The organism is Pseudomonas petrae, from assembly GCF_021728295.1.
Taxonomy (GTDB): domain Bacteria; phylum Pseudomonadota; class Gammaproteobacteria; order Pseudomonadales; family Pseudomonadaceae; genus Aquipseudomonas; species Aquipseudomonas petrae.
Genome location: NZ_JAKJXE010000007.1, coordinates 233311 through 256428 on the forward strand (window position 1 = coordinate 233311; position 23118 = coordinate 256428).

Sequence of the window (23118 nt, forward strand, 5' to 3'; positions counted from 1 at the left end):
ATGGCGTTTTGTTTTCACGCTGGAGAAACTCATGTACCGCCGCATTGCTGTCCTCTGTGTCGCCCTGCTGCTCGGCGCCTGCCAGACCGATCGGGTCAACCGTGACTTCGACGCCCAACGCGATTTCGGCGCCTACCGGTCCTGGGCGTGGAAAGAGCCCGGCTTGCAATATCAACCGAACGATCCGCGCATCAAAAGTGATCTGACCGAGCAGCGCATTCGCCAGGCGGTCGGGGAGCAACTGGAGCAGCGCGGCCTGAGCATGGCGGCGCCCGGCGTGAAAGCAGACGTTCAACTGCAGGCATGGCTCATCGTTGAAAACCGCCAGCAGACAGTCACCACCAACTACGGCGGCGGTGGCGGTTATTGGGGCAATCCATGGGGCGGCTACTGGGGCGGCCCGATAGGCACTGAGACACGCAACATCGATTACAAAGTCTCAACGCTGCAGATCGACATGCTCGACGGCAAGGACGGCAAGCTGGTCTGGCGTGGCAGCACCGAGCAGATGGTCAGCGACGGCAACGCCAACCCGGCCGCCCGTGAGCAGGCACTGCGCCAGACGGTGCAGAAAATCCTGCAGCAATACCCGCCCCACTGAGGTTGAGTCGGTTGTCAGCCAGTGAGGTGGCAACACACCTTCTAAGCGGGATTGAGGCAAACCCTGCCTCAATCCACCACACTGAACTCCACCCGTGCGGTCTGCCCGCTTTCATCCAGCACGCTCAGTTGGTAGCGCCCCAGGCGTGTGAAAGTGTGGGTGTAGCTATCCTGACTGGCCGTGTCGCCGACCGGCATGCCGTCGATGAACCACCAGCGCCGGCCACTCCCGCCCAGCGCCGACAGCGTGAGCCGCAACAACTGCTGACTGCCGGCCGGCAAACGCAACTGGTCGCCCTCACGTACTCCCACCACGGATAACGGCGGCGCCAGGCTCAATCCCTGGGGCGGGCATGATAAGTCAACGTCCGGGAGACGCGCCTCGCGTCGCTCGCTCTTCGGCAGCCAAGGCTCAAGCGGCGCAGGCCAGAGGGCGATCTCTTTTGGTTGAGCCTGTGGACAACTTGCCGCGACGCGCAGGCCCTTGTCGTTCAGCCAGACTTTCTCCGAGAGCCCCAACCCCAGTGGCTGATCGGTCGCCTGCAAGGTCGGCGGCGTCGTGCCGTCGAGGGTCCAGGCGAAACGTTGGCGACGGCAGTTCGGGTCGCTCTTGCTCATCGGCTGACCCAGCGGCCAGCAGATCGCCGCGACGCCAACGTTGAGCGGCACCGGCAACACAGGCGGCAGGATGTTGCGCTGGGCATCGCGGTTCACCAACAGGTCGTGAACCTGCAGCATCAGCGGCGCTGCCGACGCCAGCCCGAACTGCCCGGGCACCGGTGTGCCGTCGGGCCTGCCGATCCACACGCCAATCAGAAACCTCGGCCCGACGCCAATCGACCACGCATCACGAAAGCCATAGCTGGTGCCGGTTTTCCAGGCCAGTTGCGGCCGCTGCACGAGTTCCGCATGGGGGTCGAGGTCAGGCCGCGACTGGCCGCTGAGGATGCGCCGAATGATCCACGCCGCCCCCGGCGACATCATTGGCCGGTCACGCAATCGATCATCGGGCTGCAAGCGAATGTCCGCACTGCGCCCGCCACGCGCGAAAGCGCTGTAGCCGCCGACCAGATCCTCCAGTCGGCTGCCCGCGCCGCCGAGAATCAGCGCCAGATTGGGCTCGGCCAGGGGCGGCAGGGTCAGCGGCACACCGCCGTTGCGCAATTCGGCGGCGAAGCGCTTGGGTCCGTAGGCTTCCAGCAACTGCACCGCCGGCAGGTTGAGGGACATCGACAGCGCCGAACTCGCCGCCACCGCGCCGTTGAAACCCGACGAGAAATTGCCGGGACGATAGTCGCCATAGCGTCGTGGCACGTCCTGCAGCAACGATTCGGAATGGATGAGCCCGGCGTCGATGGCCTTGCCGTAGAGAAAGGGTTTGAGCGTCGAGCCGGGCGAACGCAGCGCGCTGACCATGTCCACATGGCCAAAACGTTTGGCGTCGCCAATGTCCACCGAGCCGACGTACGCGCGCACGGCCATGTTCTGCGCCTCCACCACCAGAATCGCGGCGGACGTGCGCTCGGGCAAACGGGCGCGCCAGCCCAACAGCAGGTCCTCGAGACGACGCTGCAGCCCGGCGTCCAGCGTAGTGCGGATCAGCGGCGGGCTGTTCGGGCGATTCAGGCGTCGGGCCAGCAATGGCGCCAGGCTCGGTTCCTGACGAGGCGCGAGCAGCAGCGGTTCTTCCAGCGCTTCGTCAACAGCACCCTGCGGCCATGTGCCGAACTCCGCCAGACGCCGCAGCACTTTGTCCCGCGCGACCTGAGCGCGTTGCGCGTGGCGATCAGGACGCAAGCGACTCGGCGCCTGGGGCAGCACCGCCAACAGCGCCGCGTCGGCACGGGTCAGTTGTTGCGGGGACTTACCCAGGTAGGCCCAACTGGCGGCGGCGACGCCCTGCAACGTGCCACCAAACGGCGCGCGGTTTAGGTACAGCACAAGGATGTCCTGTTTGGACAGGTGCCATTCCAATTGCGCAGTCCGCCAGAGCTGCCGAAGTTTGCCCGCCAGCGTGCGTGAATGCGGGTCGAGCAAACGCGCCACCTGCATCGACAGCGTGCTGCCCCCGGACACCACGTGGCCGCCGCTGAGGTTTTGCCAGGCGGCGCGCGCCAGCGCCATGGGGTTCACGCCGGGATGCTGATAGAACCAGCGATCCTCGTAGGTCAGCAGCGCTTCAAGGTAATAGGGCGACACCTGATCGACCGTCACCGGGTAGCGCCAGACACCATTGGCATCGGCGAATCGCCACAGCGGCGTGCCGTCTTCGGCGAGCACCACGCGGGCCAGATCATCCTTGGGCAAGGGCAGCGGCCATATCCGGTCGGCGAGCCAGAGCAGCAGACACACGATAAGCAGGCTGCCGATGAGCCAGGCGAAAGCGCGGGCACAGCGTTGATTTATTCGCGAGCACGCTCGCTCCCACAATCCCGAGCGGATCTGTCGCAGCAATAATCGTGTGATCTTCACAGAAAGCCTTTACCCGACAGGGAACTCGCCCAGACAATCGACAGCCAAAGCGAGCAACGCCGTTTTTGGTCCACGTCCCTCATCAGGAAGCAAATATGCAGGTAGAAAGCGTTTTCGAATGGCTCGGCCAAGTGATTGGCGCCGTGATCCGCTTCGTCGTCGACGGCTTAAGCTGGTTGTTCAACATGTTCACTCACGCGGGCGGCAATTTCGTTGACGGCCTGTCGCGCACGCTGGGCATGGACACTTCAATCGTCAGCATCGTGGCCCTGGTCATCGGGCTGATGCTGCTGTATTCAGCGATCCGCGCCTTCATGCGCGCCTCGATCATCATGGGGATCATCTGGCTGTTTCTGGGGTTGTGGCTGTTGAGCTGGATTATTCATTGATCGGCAAGTAGCCGCGTGATCGTCCCCTCGTTGCGCTGATCGTTCCCACGCTCCGCGTGGGAATGCAGCCTCAGACGCTCCGCGTCACCTAACGCGGAGCGCCGACCGAGTCGCTACCACGCAGAGCGTGGGAGCGATCACCTTGGTCACTTCTACTTCTTGCCCTTCACCACCAACTGCGCCGGCGCTTCGCCCAATGCCTGCCAGTTCGGCCGGTACATCGACTCCACTTGCGGCGGCGGCACGCGGTACACGCCCGGCGTCACAGCCCGCGCCAGATACAGCAGGTGCACCGTGTTGAACCCTTCCAGGTCCACCGCAGCCACATAACGATCGCCGCGGAATTCCTGATGCTTCACGCCAGCGTTTTCCATCGATTCGCGCCACTGCTTCACGGACTCGCTGGCGTCCTCCAGGCTGGCCGAGCTCTGCGCCAGATTCTGATTCTCGATCTCCAGGCCCGCGGGCAGCAGGTCCACCACCAACGCATCCGGCACGCGCTCCTTGGCCTTGATCTCAAGATGCACCAACACCAGTTCTCCGCTCTTCAGTCCATTGAGGTTCAGCGCCTCCCCGTCCATGCCCAGGTAATCACGGCTGATCGACAGGTTCTCGCCCCCGGCCGCAGGCGGCTGCGACGGATAACCGGAAATCGTCATCTGCTGATACAGCGTGTCGCCGCCGGTATTCTGCACCGTCAACGGCGCGGCCAGCACTGAACTGTCGAGCTTGACGCCCGGCTGATCGTTGCTCAGTTCGCGATTATTGCTGCCGCTGGTCAACGTCGCCGCCCATTTGGCTTCGGGCTTGCCGAGCAGATCGCGACCGGCGAGGAACAGCGAATTGCGCTCCTGCGTCGACAGGTACCGGTTCGCCGCGACCTGATCGGACAGCGCAAACAGCCGCTCCTCGACCTTGTCCGGCGCCAGTTTGTTTTCTTCCAGCAGCGACAGAATCAACGCCTGATCACGCAGCGGGCTGCCGTAATCGGCGAGCCAGTCGTTGGCCTTGCGACCAGCCGCCAACCCTGCGAGCAGGGCTTGATCAGCGCGGGGTTTGTCACCCATTTTCTCCAGCGCAATGGACAGCTGCACCAGCGGCAGGCCTGATCGCGCGTCGCTGCGGCGATCGAACAGGCTGCGCAGCGCACCCAACGGCGCCTGCTGACTGCGCGACAGCACCAGACCGGCGTAGGCCTGCACGGCGAAACGGGTGTGATCGGCGTTCTCGCTGTAATTCACCTCGATCTGATTGCGCTCCTGCAAGTAACGCAGCAGCCGCTCGTTGGCCTTCTTCAGCGCATCCGGCGGCACGGCAAAGCCTTGGTCGCGGGCGCGCAGCAGGAAGTCGGTGACGTACGCGGTCAGCCAGTATTCCTCCTCGCCGTCCGCCGCCCACAGGCCGAAGCTGCCGTTGTAGCGCTGCATACCGATCAGTCGCTCGATGCCCAGTTCGATCTTGCGCTTGCGCTCGGCGTCGGATTCGCCTTGCAGGCCCAGACGCTTGAGCGTTGCGGCGTCGGCGTAAAGCGACGGGTACAAGCCGCTGGTGGTCTGCTCCAGGCAACCGTAGGGGTAGGCTTTCAGCGCGCGTATCTGTTCGCCAAGGTTCAGCGGCGGACGGCTCGAAACCGACAGCAGCGCCTCGCGCCCCGCTGGCTCGAACGCCTCAAGCGCGCCGTCCGGCAGGCTCCATGCCTGATCTTTGAGCACAGCGCGGTATTGCTTGAGCATCGCCGGGTACGCAGGGCGTACGCCGATGGTCCACTCGCGGCTGAAGGCCGACAGGTTCTCACCCGGCAGGTCCAGACCGTTGACCGTGACCCGAATGACGCCCTGACCGAAACCGCCCAGCGCCTTGACCGGAATCTGCAGGGTGGTTCGCTGCCCCTGATTCAGGCTGACGGCTTTGGCGCCGTCGCCTTCAGCCAGACTCAACTGCCCTTCAGCAACCACTTGCACGTTGAGCTTCTGCGCCTTGCCGGACAGGTTCGACAGGTCGAGCGCTACCTTGGTCTGGTCGCCGCCCGCCAGGAATCGGGGCGCCGACAGCTCGGCAATCAGCGGCGCCGCGACAACAGTTTTCGCCTCGGCCATGCCGTAGCGCTCGTCGGTCCAGGCCTGGGCCATGATCCGCAGCTCACCGTTGAAATCCGGGATGTCGACGCTGACTTCCGCGTCGCCCTGCTCGTTCAGGGTCACCGGCGCGCTTTGCAGGGCGACGATGGTGACGCTGGTTTCCGGCCGCTTGCCGCCTTTGGCCAGCGCCGCGTCACCGCCGAAGGCCAGGCTGGCGAGACGATTACGCCCGGCCTCGATCAACTGCCCGTAGATGTCCAGTTGATCGGCGCCATATTCCTTGCGCCCGAACATCGCCGCGAACGGATCCGGCGTGGCGTATTCAGTGATGTTGAGAATGCCGACGTCCACCGCAGCGACCAGCACATGCACGCTCTTCGGGACCGTACCGTCGGCGTTCTTCGCGTTGACCTTCAGCTTGAGCGGCTGCTTGGGTCGCATCTTTTCGGGTGCCGTGACGGTCAGCGCCAGCTTGCGCTGCGAGCGGTCCAGCGGCAGGTGCAACACGCCCACGGCGCGTTTCGGCGTGACGTTGGCTTTGCGCTCACCCGGACGAATCACCAGCGCGCTGACATAGAGGTCATGCCGCGCCCATTTCTTGTCCACCGGGATGTCGTAGGTTTTGCCTTCTGCAGGCACATCGATCTCTTGCCACCACAGCGGCCCTTCGCTCGATTCCACCAACAGATAGCCCTTGCCCGCAGACGGCGGCGTGACCGTCACTTTGGCGGTGTCGCCGTCGGCATAGGCCGGTTTGTCCAGCGCCAGCTTGACCTGATCGGGACGCACAGCGCCGCCTTCGGCATTGTCCTGCCAGCGATAACCAGCCCAGAAACGCACGCTGCTGATCAGGCCGGTGGATGGATCCTCGACTTCGACGCGATAAGGGCCCCACTCCACCGGGAAGCTGATTTTCGCCGTCGAGTCCTTCTTCACGCTGAGGGTTTCTTCGGACAGGTTGAGAAACTTCTCGTTAAAGTGGTAACTCCAGCCATCGCTGTCGGAGTAGTTCCAGTAGTAATCGCGGCGCTCGCGGACCAGCCGCACCTTGAGGTTGTCGGCGGCCAGTTTGTGGCCTTGGGCGTCGGCCATCAGCACTTCGAACTCAACCGGGCCGTCGCCATCAGTGGCTTCGCCGTCGTACAAGCCACGCAGGCCCGGCATTGCATCGGCGGGCCAGACCGGCTGGGTCAGTCGCCGCGTGATCGGACGCCCACCCGACTCCTGCAAACTGGCCTGCAGCACCAGCTCCAGCGGCGAACGGGCCTTGGCCCATTGGCTGTCGATACTCAGGTCGAGCTTGCCGTTGGCATCCAGCGTGCTGTCTTCGATTTCCAGGTCTTGCTTGAGGTCTTCCTCGGTCACCGAACCAAACTGATAACCCGGCAGACCGGGCACGGCTTCCCGCAGAGGACGCACATACAGCTGACCGTTCAGGCGATTGCCCGACGCGGGTGCGCCGTAGAGGTATCGACCGGTAATCGCCACATCGAACGGCGCATCGGGCGCCAGCGGGGTGTCGCTGCCCTTGAGTTCCAGCGCCATGCGCTCCGGCAGGAAGTCCTCGACCTGGAATTCATACAGCTGCGGCTTGCCGTCACCGAGGTCGAAGACCAATTGCCAGCGACCTGTCGGTGCTTCGTCCGACAGCTGCAATTGATACTGATACAGCCCGGTGGCGTCAGCGTCCCAGACGAACTTGCGACTGACCTGCTCATCCGGGCGACGCACTTCCACAGTGATCGGCTGAGGTTTCACGCTCTTGCCGTCGCTGTCACGCAGCAAGCCGTTGAGCAGCACCACTTCGCCCGGCCGATAGAGATCGCGCGGCCCGAAGATGAAAAATTGCAGCGGGTGGGCCTTGGGGCCGGTGATGTCGAATTCCGCCAGATCCAGCGCAGCGCTGTTCAGGCGCAGCATGCTGGTCTGCTCACCCTGATGCGCCAGCAGCACTTCAGCCTTGGCCGGCAATGGCAGCTCGGCGTGGCCCGCGTTGTCGGTCTTGCCCTGGCCGATCACGCGGCCCTTCTCGTCATACAGCTCGACGTCAACGCCGCTCAGGGCTTTGCCGCCTTCCAGCGCCTGAGTGAAGACGTCCAGGCGATTGGCGTAACGGTGCGCCGACAGGCCGATGTCACTGAGGGTGAACAGCGTGGCAGGTTGCGTGTAGTTGTAGGTCCCGGAGGCGCGCATCACAGCCAGATAAACGCCCGGCTGCTGCAGCGGTTTGAGGCCGGAGATCGGCAGCAGAACGGTCTCTCGGGTGTTGCGCGCAGGGTTCAGGTCGAAACGGCCGCTGTAGACCAGATCGGCCAGGGGCAACAATTCTTTGGATTGGTAACTCTCAAGACTCGACGAGCCTTCCCACGAGCCAAGAAACGCAGGCAGTGACTCAGGCTTGATGCGGAAGAATTCGACATCGACTTTATCGACATTGAGGGCGATCACCGGCAGGCCTTCAGCGAGCCGGGTTGGCAGCAGACTGCCGCGACTGGCGAAGCCCACGGTCGCCTGGAGGTCAGAGGTTTCCAGCCGCGCGGAATACTCGGCCGCCAGGGTGTTGTTGTTCACCGCCACCAGACCCGGGTCGATGGTCAGCACCAGTTTGCGCTTGGGCTCGAGGTGACGAAGGCGTAGCTCCATGAGGTTGTCCGACAGCTCCCAGGCGCCATCGACCTTGCCGTCCTTGCTGTCGACCAAGTGCACTTTTTCAGCAAATTTCTGATCGGGGTTCAATGGCACCGAGAAGCTCAACGAGAGCGTGCTGGCGCCATCGAGCTGAACTTCGGAGACGTCCACCACCGTCAACTCGCGCCCGGCGTACCGCTTGCTCAGCGCGGGAATGTCCACCGCAGGTTTGGGCTTGGCATCGGCGGGGCCAGATTGCGCAGCTGCAGCGGCAGGTGGAGCGGGGACAGGCGCGGGCTTGTCGGACGAAGAGGAATCGCAGGCACTGAGCAGTACCAGCGCGCAGGCCAGGAACAATCCTTTGTTTAGCATGAGGCACTCATTTGGACGGCAGCGATGAGGGAGCAGAAGTTATAGCATCGCTTTGGCGTTCGTAAAGCGCGGCGCGCAGATAGACCGTGGGTTTGTGCGTTTGTTCTCGCTACACTCGCGCGCTTGCCCGGGAGCCTTCATGTCCAACTTCTTCAACGACTGGCGTCAGCGTGCGACGCATCGGCAGGTGTGGGCGCTGGCCGCACCGATGATCCTGTCTAATATCTCCGTGCCGCTGGTTTCGCTGGTCGACAGTACGGTCATCGGCCATCTGCCCCACCCCCACCAACTCGGGGCTGTGGCGGTCGGCGGCACGCTGTACAGCTTTCTCGCGTGGGCGATGGGTTTTCTGCGCATGGGCACGACCGGTTTCGCCGCCCAGGCCGCCGGGCGCAATGATGGCGCGGCGCTACGGCAGGTGCTGTTGCAGGGTTTGCTGCTGGCGATGGGGTTTTCTGTGCTGCTGGGGCTGATCGGCTTGCCCTTCCAGCACCTGGCGCTGGAAATGATGCAGCCCTCCGATGATCTCACCGACCTGACCCGCGACTTTTTCCACACCCGGCTGTTTGGACTGCCGGCAGCGCTGGCGAGTTACGCGCTGGTGGGCTGGTTCCTGGGGCTGCAGAACGCCCGAGCGCCGCTGGCCATTCTGCTGACAACCAACTTGGTCAACATCGCGCTGAACCTGTGGTTCGTCATGGGCCTGGACTGGGGCGTGGTCGGCAGCGCACGGGCGTCGGTCATCGCCGAATGGACCGGCGCGCTGCTTGGCCTTGCCCTCACCCACAGAGGGCTGCGCGCGTATCCGGGACAGGTGGCAGTGTCCGCGCTCAAGCGCTGGCAGAGCTGGCGGCCGCTGCTCACGGTTAACCGCGACATCTTCATTCGCAGCCTGATTCTGCAATCGGTGTTTTTTTTGATCACCGTGCAAGGCGCGCGACTGGGCGATGCGACCGTGGCCGCCAATGCGCTGCTGCTCAACGGGCTGTTGCTCGTGGCGCACGCCTTGGACGGACTGGCCCATGCCGTGGAAGCGCTGTGCGGACACGCCATCGGCGCACGGGACCGCGAGGCGCTACGGCGCTCGTTGAATGTCTCCGGAGGCTGGTCGCTGATGTGCAGCGTCGCGTTTGTGGGGCTGTTTCTGCTGGGCGGGCACCTGTTCATCGAGATGCAAACCGACATCGCGGCAGTGCGCGACATCGCTTTCATCTATCTGCCTTATCTCGCCGTGCTGCCCTTTGTAGCGGTCTGGAGTTATTTGCTCGACGGCCTGTTCATCGGCGCAACCCGTGCCCGCGAGATGCGCAACGCGATGGTCGTCACGGCAGTGATCACCGCACCGTTCGCCTGGCTGGCAAGCGGGTTCGGCAACCACGGTCTGTGGCTGGTGTTCTTGCTGTTCATGGCATTGAGAGCGCTGACGCTGGGGTATCTGGCCAGGCGCTTGAATCGCAGCGGCGGTTGGTTCAATGGCTGACCGAAACGCTCGACACCTGCGCCTGATCCTGGGCGTGGATGAACGCTACAACTTCCTCCAGCACCGGCGCGAGGCTGCGTAACGGCCTGGCAAATGCACCCACCAGCGTGCGGTGGTTGGTGCGAGCGAAATACAGCTCGCGCACTGACACGCCCTGAGCGCGCAAACGACTGGCCATGCCCCCCGTGTTGCGTTGCGGGTTTACCTCCGTGTCATCGGCGGAAGCGAGCAGCAGCGCCGGCGGTGACGCTGCACTGACATGGTTGATCGGCTGGGAGTCGGGTGGCGAATTCGGGAAGTAAAACACCGGCTTCACCTCCGGGTCTTCGATGGGCAGGAAATCATAGGGTCCGGCCAGACCGATCCAGCCCTTGATGATGGAAGGCGTCGTGCCCGCAGCCGCCAGCCATTGCGGATCGAGGGCCAGCATTGCCGCGTTGTAGGCCCCGGCACTGTGGCCCATCACATACAACTTCGCCGGATCCCCGCCGAACTGACGAATGTGCTCGCGGGTCCAGCCCACTGCCTGGGCGCTGTCCTGCAGCAGCTCCTGGTAATGCACTTGTGGGTACAGCCGGTAATCGGCAAGTACCGCAACGATGCCCCGGGACGCGAGCGCCTCACCGACGAAGGCGTAGTCACCCCGCGATCCGCTGGTCCAGCTGCCGCCATAGAAGAACACGACGACCGGCGCGTCCGGCGCTGCATCTTTGGGCGTGTAGACATCGAGTTTATTGCGCGGGTCCGGGCCGTACGCCAGGTCGGACGCTCTGCTGAACGTGTTGCCTGGGGTGAACGCGTTGAGCACCTTCAACGGCGAGCAGGCCATCAACACTGTCATCAGCCAAGCGGTAAACACTGCTTTGAGCGCCAGCTTGATCATCGTTCATTCTCATAAAATACTGGAGGAGGCCGTGCGTGCAGGATGACGCCGGTACGCGCCGATTAGCATTGCAAACGAAGAAAACGGGCCACCGGGGCCCGTTTTTTCAGATCGCCTGCATCATCACGACGACAGGTAGGAAGACCGCGTCAGGCCCAGACGCAACGCATCCAGAAACTGCGTGCGTTCACGCGTGGTGATCTTGGCGCTGGCAACTTTGTCCCGGTAATGGGTCATCAGTTCTTCCGGCGACAAATGCACGTAACGCAGCATGTCTTCGATGGTGTCGTGGGTTTCGATCCCGGCCGAATACGCGCTGCCATCCTGATTCTGATAGATGTTCACCGAATCGGTGTCACCGAACAGGTTGTGCATGTCGCCCAGAATTTCCTGATACGCACCGACCAGGAACACGCCCAGCAAGTAATCCTCACCCTCGTTCAACGAGTGAACCGGCAGGCTGGTCTCGATGCTCTGCTCGTCGACGTACTGATTGATCTTGCCGTCGGAGTCGCAGGTCAGGTCTTGCAGCACGGCACGACGCAGCGGCTCTTCGTCCAGACGGTGCAGCGGAATGATCGGCAGCACCTGATCGATCGCCCAGGTATCCGGCAGGCTCTGGAACACCGAGAAGTTGCAGATGTACTTGTCGGCCAGCTTGTCGTTGAGTTCGTCGAGCACCTGACGATGGGAGCGCTGGCGGGCTTTCAGCGAGTTGTGCAAACGACGGCACACCGCGAAGTAGCACTGCTCGCCCAAGGCTTTCTGCGCCAGGGTGATCTTGCCGTCGGAATACTGGGAAGCGATGTCGCTCATGTAGTGCGTGGCGCGCCAGTAGGTCTCGGTGACCATTTCGATGTCGGTCGGGCCGAGCAGGTCGATCAGCCACTGCAGGGTTTCCGGCAGGCTTTCCTTGTCGGTGATTTCCGGCACTTCGTCGTTGTGACGCTCGACGTCCGTGACCTGGATCACCAGCATGGCGTGGTGCGCGGTCAGCGAACGGCCGCTTTCCGAAAAAATGTGCGGATGCGGCAGGCCCTGCGCATCGCAGAACTCCTTGAGCATCCCGACCACGACACCGGCGTAATCGTCCATGTCGTAGTTGATCGAACTGGCGTTGCGCGAATGCGTACCGTCGTAGTCGACACCCAGGCCACCGCCCACGTCGATGTGGTCCACCGGCAGGCCGAGGTTGCGCAGCTCGCCGTAGTAACGAATTGCTTCCTTGAAACCATGCTGGTAGTCAGCCAGGTTGGCGATCTGCGAACCCATATGGAAGTGCAGCAGACGAATGCCCTGATCGAGCCCTGCCTTGGTGAAGCGTTCGACGACCGACAGCAATTGCGCGGCGGACAGCCCAAACTTGGACTTCTCGCCACCCGTGTCGGCCCACTTGCTGGAAGCCAGGGACGACAGGCGCACACGCAGACCCACTTGCGGCGCGACCTTCAGCTCGGCGGCTTCTTCGATGACCAGTTCGACTTCGGACTCTTTCTCGATGACGATAAATACGTTGTGGCCCAGCTTCTGACCCATCAAGGCCAGACGAATGAACTCGCGATCCTTGTAGCCGTTGCAGACGATGGTGCCGCCCTTCGGCGCCAGCGCCAGCACGGCCATCAGTTCAGGCTTGGAACCCGCTTCGAGACCGATGGACACGTTTTGCGTAGCGATGATGTTTTCCACCACCGCTTCCTGCTGGTTGACCTTGATCGGGTACAGCGCGGTGTATTTGCTCTGGTATTCCAGGCGGGCGATGTTCTCGTCGAACGCACCGGTCAACTGACGCACGCGGTCCTGCAGAATGTCAGGGAAGCGCACCAGCAATGGCAGGGACAAGCCGCTCTTGCGCAGCTGGTCCACCTGCTCGTAAAGATCGATGGGCGAGCTGGTCGGCCCGTTGGGGCGAACTTCAACGCGGCCGGCTTCATTGATTGCGAAATAACCGGCCCCCCAATGACGGATCCCGTAGACACTGCGGCTGTCTGCCACGGTCCATTGGCTGCCATCGTCTTTGCGTGTGCGTCGTACGGACATCAAAGTCCCCTATAGAGAAGTCATAAAGCCCCGGCCTGACCGGCTGGGCGCAGTGTAGAGCGTGGAAATGACGGTTTGGCGCCTGCTCGCTACGGGGCAATAGACCCGCATTGCGCAGCAGAGTTTGCATGGGTGACTGCGGCCAGACCGACGACAAAAATCAAAGGGCTTGAAACGGACGGCTCAACCGCCCGACTTCTTCGCCTTGAAACCCTGCTTGACCAGCTCGGCCAGTAGCGTTTCGACGTGATCGCCCTGGATCTCGATCACGCCATCTTTCAGCGCGCCGCCGGTTCCGCAACGTTGCTTGAGCGTCTTTGTCAGGTCCTTGAGCGCGTCCTCGGCCAGCGGAACGCCGGTGACGGTCGTGACGGTCTTCCCGCCGCGGCCTTTGCTTTCACGGCGCACGCGGGCGATGCCATCACCTTCCGGGATGAGCGTGCTTTTGCAGGTGCAGGCGTCGACAGGCTGACGGCAGTCGGGACAATGCCGACCGGCATCGGTTGAAAATACCAGGCCACCCAGGGCGGCGAAGGATGCGGCTTTTTTGGCCACCGGCAATCCTCTTGTTGAGGAGCGAAGTCTGGCCGGCAGGAACCGACCGCGAAGCCCCACTCAGGCAGGGGCGGCGCTACCGGATCGCAAGGGCGGTCCGGCTTGAAAAGTCGCGCAGTGTAACGGCAAAAGGCGCCGATGCTAAGTGCAAATATGCGCCAATTTACGGGACATTTGCGACGCCTTCCAAATAGCGCTTCAAGGCGGCCAACGAGTCCGGGCAATAAGACTTTTCAGTGGTTTCGCGCAGCACTTGGTCGATGCCGAGAAAGCGCGCTTCCAGCACTTCTTCCGGCTGCAGTTCCAGTGGCCCGTCCCAGACCGCCGAGAACACCGCGCACCACAGCCGGTTGTCCGGCTGATCGAAGAAGAACCGCTCGTGAGCCGCAAGCTGTACGCCGGAGACGCCCAGCTCTTCCGCCAGTTCACGCGCCGCCGAGAGCTCATAGCTTTCATCGGCCTGCACCATACCGCCCGCCGCCACATCCCAATGGCCGGGATAAATTGCTTTGCTCAGCGTGCGTCGATGCACACACAACTCGCCCGCTGAGTTGAACAAGAGGATATAGGTGCCACGTCCGATGAGACCGCGCTCACGCAGCTCTGCCCGAGGCAGCGCGCCGAGCAATTGATCGTGACGATCGACCCAGGCAATCAGCTCGGCGTCGGAGGCCGCACGGTGGGCGGCCTCTTGATCGGAAACACTCATCGATCAGCCTTGCGACAGCAGCTGACGCAGGTCAATCACCGCCGCGTTGGCACGCGACAGGTAGTTGGCCATGACCAGCGAGTGGTTGGCGAAAATGCCGAACGGGCTGCCGTTGAGGATCATCGGGCTCCAGATCGGCTCTTGCGAGGCTTCCAGTTCACGAATGATCTGACGCACGCTGACGGTTGCGTTCTTCTTCGCCAGAACATCGGCGAAATCGACTTCGATCGCGCGCAGCAGGTGCGAGAGCGCCCAGGCCTGACCGCGGGCTTCATAGAAGACGTTATCAATCTGCATCCATGGGGTTTCAACGATTTCTTCGTCAACCTGAGGGACTTCGCCCGGCTTGACCGTGACCGTGGATTGCGCCTCGGTTTTCAGGGTGCTGTTCAGCTTGACCCGACCCACGCTGGCGGAAAGCCGCTGGGACAGAGAACCCAGTCGCGTGCCCACGTCGCCCAGCCAGTTATTCAGGTTGTCAGCGCGAGTGTAGAACAGCGCGCCCTTTTGATTGGGGTCAGACAGGCGCGCCTGATAGCGGCTCAAAGCAGCGATGCCGTCGCGGTATTGAGACTCGCTCGAAGGCAGCACCCAGCTCTTGTTGTCGAAATTGAACAGCGGCTCGGCGCGTGCCAGGTCGCCATCTTCGGCGGACTGCGACTGCGAGCGGGCGAAGTCTTTACGCAGCGCACGGCTCAGGTCGCGCACCTGGACCAGCACGCCGTATTCCCAACTCGGCATGTTGTCCATCCACAGACCGGGCGGCGAGCGGTCGTTGGAAATGTAACCGCCCGGTTTATCCAGCAGAGTGGAGGCGACGGTCTTGAGGGTTTCGACGGTGGTGTAGCCCAGCACCATCTGCTTGCCTTCGCTTTGCGCGGCAGCCTGGGCTTGCTGCTGGACCGGAAACAGTGGCGGTTCGCTGCTCCACCAGATGCCGAGCACGACGGTGACCACCAGATAAATGCCCACCACGGCGCCGACGGCGCGACTGAACAACAGGCCGCCCCAATAACCGCGAGGCGCCTTGCCCATCGGCTTTTCGTCAACGCGTTCAGTTCCCGCGCTGCCCGAGCGCTTCTTCCAATCCAGCATGGCCTTGTCCTTTCAATCACGGAATTCAGTGCTTCTGACCGCAACCTTACAGCAAGGTGCGTTTGGCAGGAATGTGGTGGCAGGTGCAATTCTTTAGCAACTGAGTCGTGCGGATTCTGCTAGCTGCGTTGCCCCTTCCGGCCCCTTCCCGGCTAAAACTGGTCCTGCCAGGGATGCGCGGTGGCAGTAGGACCGCTTTAGCCGGGAAAGGATAGGCCTTGTGATTCAGTAGGACCGGCTCTACCCGGGAAGGGGCAAGTTCGCGCGCCGCCAGGGTTTCGCCTCAAGGCACCTCATCCATTCTCTTACTCCCCACGACCCGGCCAGGCTTCCCGTCTGAATCGAACCAACTGGTTCGAACACTCAAAATGAGTCAAAAGATGGAAATTTGACGGATAAAACCGTCAAAAATAACGAGAAAATGACTTGCGGCATCCTGACTAGGGAAAAGTAGTGCTAGCATAGCGCCAGCATTTATATCGGGGTTTCCCCTATAAAGAAGTCAGAACATGACCGAAGTAGAAGATCCGAGCCGCGACCGGCTCAAACACCACTTTGCCCAGCGCGTTATCCATCAGGCTCGTCAGATTCTTGAGGTGTGGCAACGCCTGCAGCAAAGTGAATGGTCGGCAACGGACATGGCTGAACTCACCGAGGCCAACAAGCGGCTACTGCGATTCGCTGAACGTTTCGAGCAGGCCGAGCACGCGCAACTGGCCAACGCGATCAGCCTGGCGTTGCTTGACGTCGAAGCCAACCGCGGCCGCTTGAGCAGCGCCCTGATCACCGACCTCAATCGCCTGATGCAACGCCTGTCCCGAACCGGCCTCAGGCATGGCGACCGTCTTGAGCAAACCGCCCTGCCGCCCCTGCGCAAGCCGATTTACATCGTGCTGGAGGATCATGAACGCGGCGAGCGTCTGGCCAAGCAACTGGAATTCTTCGGCCTGAGCGCGCGGTCGCTGGGCAGCGTCGACACGTTCCACATGACCATGGCCGAGCGCTTGCCCGCCGCCGTTGTCATGGACGTCGACTTCGGTGGAGCGGGCCAGGGCCTGAAGCTCGCCACTCAGATGCAGGAAGGACTCGAGCAAAAACTGCCGCTGCTGTTTTTTAGCCATCACGAGACAGACACGCTCACGCGCCTCGCCGCCGTGCGCGCCGGAGGCGAAGAATTTCTGACCGGCACGCTTGAAGCCTCAAGTCTGCTGGAGAAAATTGAAATCCTGACCCGGGTCGCGCAGTACGAACCTTACAAGGTCCTGATCATCGACGATTCGCGCGCCCAGGCGACGCACACCGAGCGCTTGCTAAACGGTGCCGGAATCGTCACCAGGACCCTGCTCGACCCAATCAAGACCATGCCTGAACTGGCCGACTTTCAGCCTGACCTGATCATCCTCGACATGTATATGCCCGGCTGCACCGGCACCGAGTTGGCCAAGGTGATCCGCCACAATGACCGCTACGTCAGCGTACCGATCATCTACCTCTCGGCTGAAGACGATCTGGATAAGCAGCTGGATGCGATGAGCGAAGGCGGCGACGATTTCCTCACCAAACCCATCAAGCCTCGCCATCTGATCACCACCGTGCGCAATCGCGCGGCACGGGCTCGCAACCTCAAGGCGCGCATGGTCCGCGATAGCCTGACCGGCTTGTACAACCACACGCACATCCTGCAATTGCTCGAAGATTGCAGCTTCCGCTCGCGGCGTGAGAACAAGCCGCTGAGCTTCGCCATGCTGGACATCGACCACTTCAAGAAGGTCAACGACAGCCACGGCCATCCCATGGGCGACCGGGTGATCAAGAGCCTGGCGCTGTTCCTCAAACAACGCCTGCGCAAGACCGACTACATCGGTCGCTATGGCGGTGAGGAATTCGCCGTGGTCATGCCGGACACTGATCTGTCAGCCGCCCACCGCGTGCTCGACGAAATCCGCCAGCGCTTCGCCGAAATCCACTACCCCGCGCAGCCAGTGGACCTGTTCTGCACTTTCAGCGCAGGGGTGGTGGAAATTTCCGAGAACGACGACGTGCTGATGATGGCCTCGCAAGCAGACGAAGCGCTGTACCGCGCAAAAAAAGCAGGCCGCAATCAGGTGCATGGGCTAGAGGTACAGGTAGCCGTGTCGTCTCTGAGCAAACACACTCAGCCGGACATCGTTTGACTGGCTGCGTCCTACATCATTTTCAGACCGAAGCTCTGACCGAAGAACTACAGCCCTCCCTGCACGCCCGCAGCCACTCCGCTATCATGCGCGGACTTCTGTGATGCGAGACCGCCATGCGCCGCCTGCTTTGTCTGTTACTGCTGATCTGTGCCCTGCCCGCCGTCGGCGCGAGCTTTCTGGAGAACAGATCGAGCCCCACACTGGGCGGCGCAGCAGTCGACAACAGCAAAGACTTCCTGCCGGTTCGTCAGGCGTTCCAGCTGAACCTGAGCGACACCACCCCTGAGTCCATCAAGCTGCAGTTTGTCGCCACCGAAGGCTACTATCTGTATCGCCATCGCTTTCAGTTCCGCACCGAGCCCGCCGACATCGGCCTCGGCGCTGCGCAACTCCCGGACGGCGAAAAGAAACCCGATGAGTACTTCGGCGACGTCGAGGTGTATCACGGCATTCTCGATGTCAACCTGCCGCGCAAAGCCGGCGACACCCGCCCTTTTACACTTGTCGTCACCTATCAGGGCTGCGCGGACAAAGGGCTCTGCTATCCGCCGGAAACCGAGCGTCTGAGCATTGGCGGCGCGAGCCCTGCAGCGTCCGATACCCCACTCGCTGGCGAGGTCGCCAACGTCGAGTTCAGCTGGAAACAACTGGCGCTGTTTTTCCTCGCTGGCGTCGGGCTGACCTTTACGCCGTGCGTGTTGCCGATGCTGCCGATCCTCTCTGGCGTGGTCCTGCGCGGGCAGATCGGCGGGCTGCGCGGCTTCTCTTTGTCCTTGGCCTACGTGCTGCCGATGGCAATCTGCTTTGCCATCCTTGGCGCAGTGATGGGCATGTTTGGCGCCAGCCTGAATCTGCAGGCGCGTCTGCAATCGGCGTGGGTGCTCGTGCCGTTCGCCGGGTTCTTTGCGCTGTTTGCCGTCGCCATGTTCGGCGCGTTCGAGCTTCGCCTGCCCCGCGCGCTCAATGACCGACTGGACCGCATCGCCGGCAATACGCAGGGCGGGTCTCTGTGGGGAGCGGCAGTTCTGGGCGTGGTATCAAGCCTGCTGGTCTCGCCTTGTGTCTCTGCACCATTGGCCGGCGCACTGCTTTATATAAGCGCGAGCGGCGATGCGCTGGGCGGGGCCTTGAAACTGTTCGTTCTGGGCCTGGGCATGGGCACCCCGCTGGTGCTGGTGGCAACGGGCGGCGCGGCGTGGCTGCCTAAAAGCGGGCCGTGGCTGGTCGCTGTAAAGAACGCCATCGGCGTGCTGTTGCTGGCCCTCGCCATCGGTTTGCTCAGCCGGGTGATTCCGGGGCAGGCCACGTTGCTGTTGATCGGGCTGCTATGGGCCGGCGTTGCGCTTTTCCTGGGGGTGCTTGAGTTTGGGCAAAAGACCACGCGGGGCCGCCTCGCTCAATTGCTTGGCCTGTTCTTGCTGGTTTATGCCCTTGCCTGCTGGTACGGCGCGTTAAGCGGTCAGACCGACCCGCTGCGTCCTCTGGGTCAATCCCAGATCATTTCGGGCCGTGCTCAACCGACCTCGGAAAGCCGCTGGCAGACCGTGACCCAGGCCAGCGAACTGGACCGAATCCTTGAGGAGTCGAAAAGCGCGGGCCAAGCGGTGCTGGTCGACTGGTACGCCGACTGGTGCATCAGCTGCAAGGTCATCGAGCATGAGGTTCTGCCGGATCCGAAAATCGTCAGCCAGTTGGGCGCTTTCAGGCTGATCCGTTTCGACATGACTGACAGCAACGCCGAGCAACGCGCGTTGCTGGATCGCTACAAACTGTTTGGCCCTCCCGCGCTGCTGTTTTTTGGAAAAAACGGCAACGAGCTGGAAAATGTGCGCGTCGTCGGCGAAATCGACGTCCAGGCGTTCGCAGAGCGGCTTTCTAGAGCAAATGACCAAATTTAGCGCCATGGTCACAAACTTCGCGCGAACATCGGGCATCGTGCTGAATATTGTGGGTAACTGGACAGTCCATCGTACTTTCCGGCATAGTCGCTGCCCATCAGCGGCTCACTCTGTGCGTGAGCGTCGAAAACGCGAACAACAAGGAACACTCGATGGCGACTTTTCTGGTTCTTCACGGACCTAACCTGAACCTGCTGGGGACCCGTGAACCGGGGATCTATGGCTCGATCACGTTGGCCGATATCAACCAGGACCTGGAACAGCGTGCGCGCGAAGCCGGTCACCATCTGATGTACCTGCAGAGCAACGCTGAATACGAATTGATCGACCGCATCCACGCTGCACGCGATGAAGGCGTGGACTTCATCCTGATCAATCCGGCTGCTTTTACGCACACAAGCGTTGCGATACGTGACGCGTTGCTGGGAGTGAGCATCCCATTCATCGAAGTGCACCTTTCAAACGTGCACAAGCGCGAACCTTTCCGCCATCACTCCTACTTTTCAGATGTTGCTGTAGGCGTGATCTGCGGCCTTGGCGCCAGCGGTTACCGACTGGCCCTGGAGGCCGCCCTGGAACAATTGGCCAATAGTTCGAAGGCGTGAACGGCACAGTCCCGTACTGAGCCAGACCGCCGGAACCGGCTACCAAATCCCCCTGACCGTCCCTTGGGAGTTGATGATTAATGGATATCCGTAAAGTCAAGAAACTGATCGAATTGCTGGAAGAGTCCGGCATCGACGAACTGGAAATCCGTGAAGGCGAAGAATCCGTACGGATCAGCCGTCACAGCAAGACTCCAGCACAGCAGTACTACGCGCCTGCCCCGGTTGCCGCTCCGGCACCTGCCCCGGTTGCAGCGCCAGTGGCCGCCGCCGCTGAAGCGCCTTCTGCTCCGAAGTACAACGGCAGCGTCATCAAATCGCCAATGGTCGGTACGTTCTACCGTACTCCGGCGCCTGGCTCGCCAGCGTTCGTTGAAGTCGGCAAGACCGTCAAGAAAGGCGACACCATCTGCATCGTTGAAGCGATGAAAATGATGAACCACATCGAAGCTGAAGTCAGCGGCACGATCGAATCCATCCTGGTAGAAAACGGTCAGCCGGTTGAGTATGACCAGCCGCTGTTCACCATCGTTTGAACCGGGGAGAGCCTGCGATGTTGGAAAAAGTCCTGATCGCCAACCGCGGCGAAATCGCCTTGCGCATCTTGCGTGCCTGTAAAGAACTGGGCATCAAGACCGTCGCGGTCCATTCCACGGCAGACCGTGAGCTGATGCACCTTGGCCTGGCAGACGAAACCGTCTGTATTGGCCCGGCGCCAGCCAACCTGTCGTACCTGAACATTCCGGCCATTATTTCGGCTGCAGAGCTGACTGGCGCCACGGCGATTCACCCGGGCTACGGTTTCCTCGCGGAAAACGCAGACTTTGCCGAGCAGGTAGAGAAATCCGGCTTCGCCTTCATCGGCCCGAAAGCCGAAACCATTCGCCTGATGGGCGACAAGGTTTCCGCCAAGGACGCCATGAAGCTTGCCAACGTGCCGACCGTTCCCGGTTCCGACGGCCCGTTGCCAGAAGACGAAGAAACTGCGTTGCGCATTGGCCGTGAAGTCGGCTATCCGGTGATCATCAAGGCCGCTGGCGGCGGCGGCGGTCGCGGCATGCGCGTGGTGCACAAAGAAGAAGACCTGATCGAAGCGGCCAAGCAGACCCGTGCTGAAGCGGCTGCGTGGTTCAGCAACCCGATGGTCTACCTGGAAAAATACCTGACCAATCCGCGTCACGTGGAAGTGCAGGTGATTTCCGACGGTCAGGGCCAGGCGATTCATCTGGGCGATCGCGATTGCTCCTTGCAGCGCCGTCACCAGAAGGTCCTGGAAGAAGCGCCGGCGCCGTTCATCGACGAACAGGCCCGCAAAGATGTGTTCGCGGCCTGTGTCAAAGCGTGCATCGACATCGGCTACCGTGGCGCCGGCACGTTCGAGTTCCTGTACGAGAACGGCCGCTTCTACTTCATCGAAATGAACACCCGTGTTCAGGTGGAGCACCCGGTTTCGGAGATGGTCACCGGTATCGACATCGTCAAGGAGATGCTCAGCATCGCCGCCGGCAACAAACTGTCGTATACCCAGGATGACGTGGTCATCACCGGGCATGCGCTGGAATGCCGGATCAACGCTGAAGATCCGAAGACCTTTGTCCCGAGCCCGGGCCTGGTCAAGCATTTCCATGCGCCAGGCGGTAATGGCGTGCGTGTGGATTCGCACCTCTACAGCGGCTACAAGGTTCCGTCCAACTACGACTCGTTGATCGGCAAGCTGATCACCTGGGGCGCAACCCGCGACGAAGCCATGGCGCGCATGCGTAACGCCCTGGACGAAATCGTGGTCGACGGGATCAAGACCAACATCCCGCTGCACCGTGATCTGACCCGCGATGAAGGCTTCTGCGAAGGCGGCGTCAACATCCACTACCTGGAACACAAGCTGGCGGCTGACAAGCATTGATCTGCCAGTAAGTGCTACAGACCAACAAAGCCGCTTTCGAGCGGCTTTGTTGTTTCTGGACCCTGCCACCTGGGTTTGAGCCGTCTCATTTGTAGGACCGGCTTCAGCCGGGAAGAGGCCGCTGCGATCGCCATCACCTTTGCGGTGTGAACACTGACGCCTTCCCGGCTAAAGCCGGTCCTACCTATTCACCTTCCCCCGCCAGAATCACACGCACGCCACAGATCGCCACACCCACTTTGTTGTTTCCCCGCGAACCCCGTAAACTTGCCGGTCTTTCGTGGCCGTCGGCCGCCGTTCAATTTTCCAACTCGAAGGTCACCCGCCATGCCTTGGCTGCAAGTCCGTCTCGCCATTAGCCCAGAACAAGCCGAAACCTACGAAGACGCCCTGCTTGAAGTCGGCGCCGTATCGGTGACGTTCATGGACGCTGAAGACCAGCCGATCTTCGAGCCAGAGCTGAACACCACGCCGCTGTGGTCGCACACGCACCTGCTGGCGCTGTTCGAAGCCGACACCGATGCCGATCACGTACTCGCTCACCTGAGATTGCTCACCGACGCCGAGCTGCCGGAACACACCCACGAAGTGATCGAAGATCAGGACTGGGAACGCAGCTGGATGGACAACTTCAACCCGATGCGCTTCGGCCAGCGGCTGTGGATCGTGCCGAGCTGGCACGCCGCGCCGGAGCCGGAAGCGGTCAATCTGTTGCTCGACCCTGGCCTCGCATTCGGCACGGGTACCCATCCGACCACTGCGTTGTGCCTCGAGTGGCTCGACGGCCAGGACCTCGCCGGCTGCAACGTGCTGGATTTCGGCTGCGGCTCCGGCATTCTCGCCATCGCCGCACTGCTGCTGGGCGCTGAACAAGCCGTCGGCACCGATATCGACGTCCAGGCCCTTGAAGCCTCGCGCGACAACGCCGGCCGCAACAACGTCCCGGCCGAGAAATTCCCGTTGTACTTGCCTGAAGACCTGCCCCAGGTGCCGGCCGACGTGCTCGTGGCCAACATCCTCGCGGGCCCGCTGGTTTCTCTGGCGACGCAGTTGGCGAGCCTGGTCAAACAAGGTGGCCGTCTGGCGCTGTCCGGCATCCTTGCCGAGCAAGGCGATGAAGTCGCTGCCGCTTACGCTGATACCTTCGAGCTGGACCCGATCGCCAACCGCGAGGGCTGGGTACGGATCACCGGTCGTCGCCGCTGACAGCCAGTTGCCCTAAGATCCAACCACCAGG

The 23118-nt window shown here is 62.0% G+C and carries 16 protein-coding genes; 9 read left to right on the forward strand and 7 right to left on the reverse strand.

Features of this window, described 5'->3' with window-relative positions; genetic code table 11:
* Nucleotides 1-31: 31 nt before the first annotated feature.
* The gene (locus L4G42_RS14455; protein ID WP_237251954.1) at nt 32-601 is read left to right on the forward strand and encodes a DUF4136 domain-containing protein; all 570 of its coding nucleotides are present in this window, start codon (nt 32-34) and stop codon (nt 599-601) included.
* Between the two features lie 68 nt (nt 602-669).
* Here L4G42_RS14455 and pbpC read toward each other — a convergent pair whose 3' ends face one another.
* Nucleotides 670-3006, reverse strand: coding sequence for a peptidoglycan glycosyltransferase PbpC (pbpC, locus tag L4G42_RS14460; RefSeq protein WP_237251999.1), 2337 nt, complete (start codon nt 3004-3006; stop codon nt 670-672).
* A 161-nt stretch (nt 3007-3167) separates the two neighbouring features.
* On the opposite strand from pbpC, the gene L4G42_RS14465 reads away from it, so the two are divergent.
* Nucleotides 3168-3461 (forward strand): hypothetical protein, encoded by a 294-nt coding sequence (locus tag L4G42_RS14465; protein ID WP_065987718.1) that lies wholly within the window; start codon nt 3168-3170, stop codon nt 3459-3461.
* 152 nt (nt 3462-3613) lie between these two features.
* On the opposite strand, the gene L4G42_RS14470 is transcribed toward L4G42_RS14465, so the two are convergent.
* Nucleotides 3614-8539, reverse strand: a complete 4926-nt coding sequence (locus L4G42_RS14470) for an alpha-2-macroglobulin family protein (protein WP_237251953.1) — start codon at nt 8537-8539, stop codon at nt 3614-3616.
* 139 nt (nt 8540-8678) lie between these two features.
* On the opposite strand from L4G42_RS14470, the gene L4G42_RS14475 reads away from it, so the two are divergent.
* Complete coding sequence (locus L4G42_RS14475) at nt 8679-10019, forward strand: MATE family efflux transporter (RefSeq protein ID WP_237251952.1); 1341 nt, start codon at nt 8679-8681, stop codon at nt 10017-10019.
* Here the strand turns inward: L4G42_RS14475 and L4G42_RS14480 are convergent.
* The 5 genes from L4G42_RS14480 to L4G42_RS14500 form a co-directional block, all read right to left on the reverse strand.
* Complete coding sequence (locus L4G42_RS14480) at nt 10009-10902, reverse strand: alpha/beta hydrolase (protein WP_237251951.1); 894 nt, start codon at nt 10900-10902, stop codon at nt 10009-10011. The genes L4G42_RS14475 and L4G42_RS14480 overlap by 11 nt on opposite strands.
* 123 nt (nt 10903-11025) lie before the next feature.
* Nucleotides 11026-12939 (reverse strand): arginine decarboxylase, encoded by a 1914-nt coding sequence (speA, locus tag L4G42_RS14485; protein WP_237251950.1) that lies wholly within the window; start codon nt 12937-12939, stop codon nt 11026-11028.
* Between the two features lie 183 nt (nt 12940-13122).
* Nucleotides 13123-13494 carry a translation initiation factor Sui1 gene (locus L4G42_RS14490; protein WP_237251949.1) on the reverse strand — a complete coding sequence of 124 codons (372 nt, stop codon included), beginning with the start codon at nt 13492-13494 and terminating at the stop codon, nt 13123-13125.
* A 163-nt stretch (nt 13495-13657) separates the two neighbouring features.
* On the reverse strand, nt 13658-14203 hold the full coding sequence (locus L4G42_RS14495) for an NUDIX hydrolase (protein WP_237251948.1): 546 nt from the start codon (nt 14201-14203) through the stop codon (nt 13658-13660).
* A 3-nt stretch (nt 14204-14206) separates the two neighbouring features.
* On the reverse strand, nt 14207-15298 hold the full coding sequence (locus tag L4G42_RS14500; protein WP_065987724.1) for a DUF2333 family protein: 1092 nt from the start codon (nt 15296-15298) through the stop codon (nt 14207-14209).
* 509 nt (nt 15299-15807) lie between these two features.
* On the opposite strand from L4G42_RS14500, the gene L4G42_RS14505 reads away from it, so the two are divergent.
* The 6 genes from L4G42_RS14505 (at nt 15808) to prmA (ending at nt 23087) form a co-directional block, all read left to right on the forward strand.
* Nucleotides 15808-17472 carry a GGDEF domain-containing response regulator gene (locus L4G42_RS14505; RefSeq protein WP_237251947.1) on the forward strand — a complete coding sequence of 555 codons (1665 nt, stop codon included), beginning with the start codon at nt 15808-15810 and terminating at the stop codon, nt 17470-17472.
* Between the two features lie 116 nt (nt 17473-17588).
* On the forward strand, nt 17589-19373 hold the full coding sequence (locus L4G42_RS14510) for a protein-disulfide reductase DsbD (RefSeq protein ID WP_237259280.1): 1785 nt from the start codon (nt 17589-17591) through the stop codon (nt 19371-19373).
* A 152-nt stretch (nt 19374-19525) separates the two neighbouring features.
* Nucleotides 19526-19978, forward strand: a complete 453-nt coding sequence (gene aroQ, locus L4G42_RS14515) for a type II 3-dehydroquinate dehydratase (RefSeq protein ID WP_237251945.1) — start codon at nt 19526-19528, stop codon at nt 19976-19978.
* Nucleotides 19979-20058: 80 nt separating this feature from the next.
* On the forward strand, nt 20059-20514 hold the full coding sequence (gene accB / locus L4G42_RS14520) for an acetyl-CoA carboxylase biotin carboxyl carrier protein (protein ID WP_237251944.1): 456 nt from the start codon (nt 20059-20061) through the stop codon (nt 20512-20514).
* 17 nt (nt 20515-20531) lie between these two features.
* Nucleotides 20532-21881 (forward strand): acetyl-CoA carboxylase biotin carboxylase subunit, encoded by a 1350-nt coding sequence (gene accC / locus L4G42_RS14525; protein WP_237251943.1) that lies wholly within the window; start codon nt 20532-20534, stop codon nt 21879-21881.
* A gap of 327 nt (nt 21882-22208) precedes the next feature.
* On the forward strand, nt 22209-23087 hold the full coding sequence (prmA, locus tag L4G42_RS14530; RefSeq protein WP_237251942.1) for a 50S ribosomal protein L11 methyltransferase: 879 nt from the start codon (nt 22209-22211) through the stop codon (nt 23085-23087).
* Nucleotides 23088-23118: the final 31 nt, after the last annotated feature.

Bases quoted from the DNA above. Each gene is read 5' to 3' on its own strand.
- L4G42_RS14455 (WP_237251954.1), top strand. From the start codon at position 32: ATGTACCGCCGCATTGCTGTCCTCTGTGTCGCCCTGCTGCTCGGCGCC.
- L4G42_RS14465 (WP_065987718.1), top strand. From the start codon at position 3,168: ATGCAGGTAGAAAGCGTTTTCGAATGGCTCGGCCAAGTGATTGGCGCC.
- L4G42_RS14470 (WP_237251953.1), bottom strand. From the start codon at position 8,539: ATGCTAAACAAAGGATTGTTCCTGGCCTGCGCGCTGGTACTGCTCAGT.
- L4G42_RS14475 (WP_237251952.1), top strand. From the start codon at position 8,679: ATGTCCAACTTCTTCAACGACTGGCGTCAGCGTGCGACGCATCGGCAG.
- L4G42_RS14480 (WP_237251951.1), bottom strand. From the start codon at position 10,902: ATGATCAAGCTGGCGCTCAAAGCAGTGTTTACCGCTTGGCTGATGACA.
- speA (WP_237251950.1), bottom strand. From the start codon at position 12,939: ATGTCCGTACGACGCACACGCAAAGACGATGGCAGCCAATGGACCGTG.
- L4G42_RS14495 (WP_237251948.1), bottom strand. From the start codon at position 14,203: ATGAGTGTTTCCGATCAAGAGGCCGCCCACCGTGCGGCCTCCGACGCC.
- L4G42_RS14500 (WP_065987724.1), bottom strand. From the start codon at position 15,298: ATGCTGGATTGGAAGAAGCGCTCGGGCAGCGCGGGAACTGAACGCGTT.
- L4G42_RS14505 (WP_237251947.1), top strand. From the start codon at position 15,808: ATGACCGAAGTAGAAGATCCGAGCCGCGACCGGCTCAAACACCACTTT.
- L4G42_RS14510 (WP_237259280.1), top strand. From the start codon at position 17,589: ATGCGCCGCCTGCTTTGTCTGTTACTGCTGATCTGTGCCCTGCCCGCC.
- aroQ (WP_237251945.1), top strand. From the start codon at position 19,526: ATGGCGACTTTTCTGGTTCTTCACGGACCTAACCTGAACCTGCTGGGG.
- accB (WP_237251944.1), top strand. From the start codon at position 20,059: ATGGATATCCGTAAAGTCAAGAAACTGATCGAATTGCTGGAAGAGTCC.
- accC (WP_237251943.1), top strand. From the start codon at position 20,532: ATGTTGGAAAAAGTCCTGATCGCCAACCGCGGCGAAATCGCCTTGCGC.
- prmA (WP_237251942.1), top strand. From the start codon at position 22,209: ATGCCTTGGCTGCAAGTCCGTCTCGCCATTAGCCCAGAACAAGCCGAA.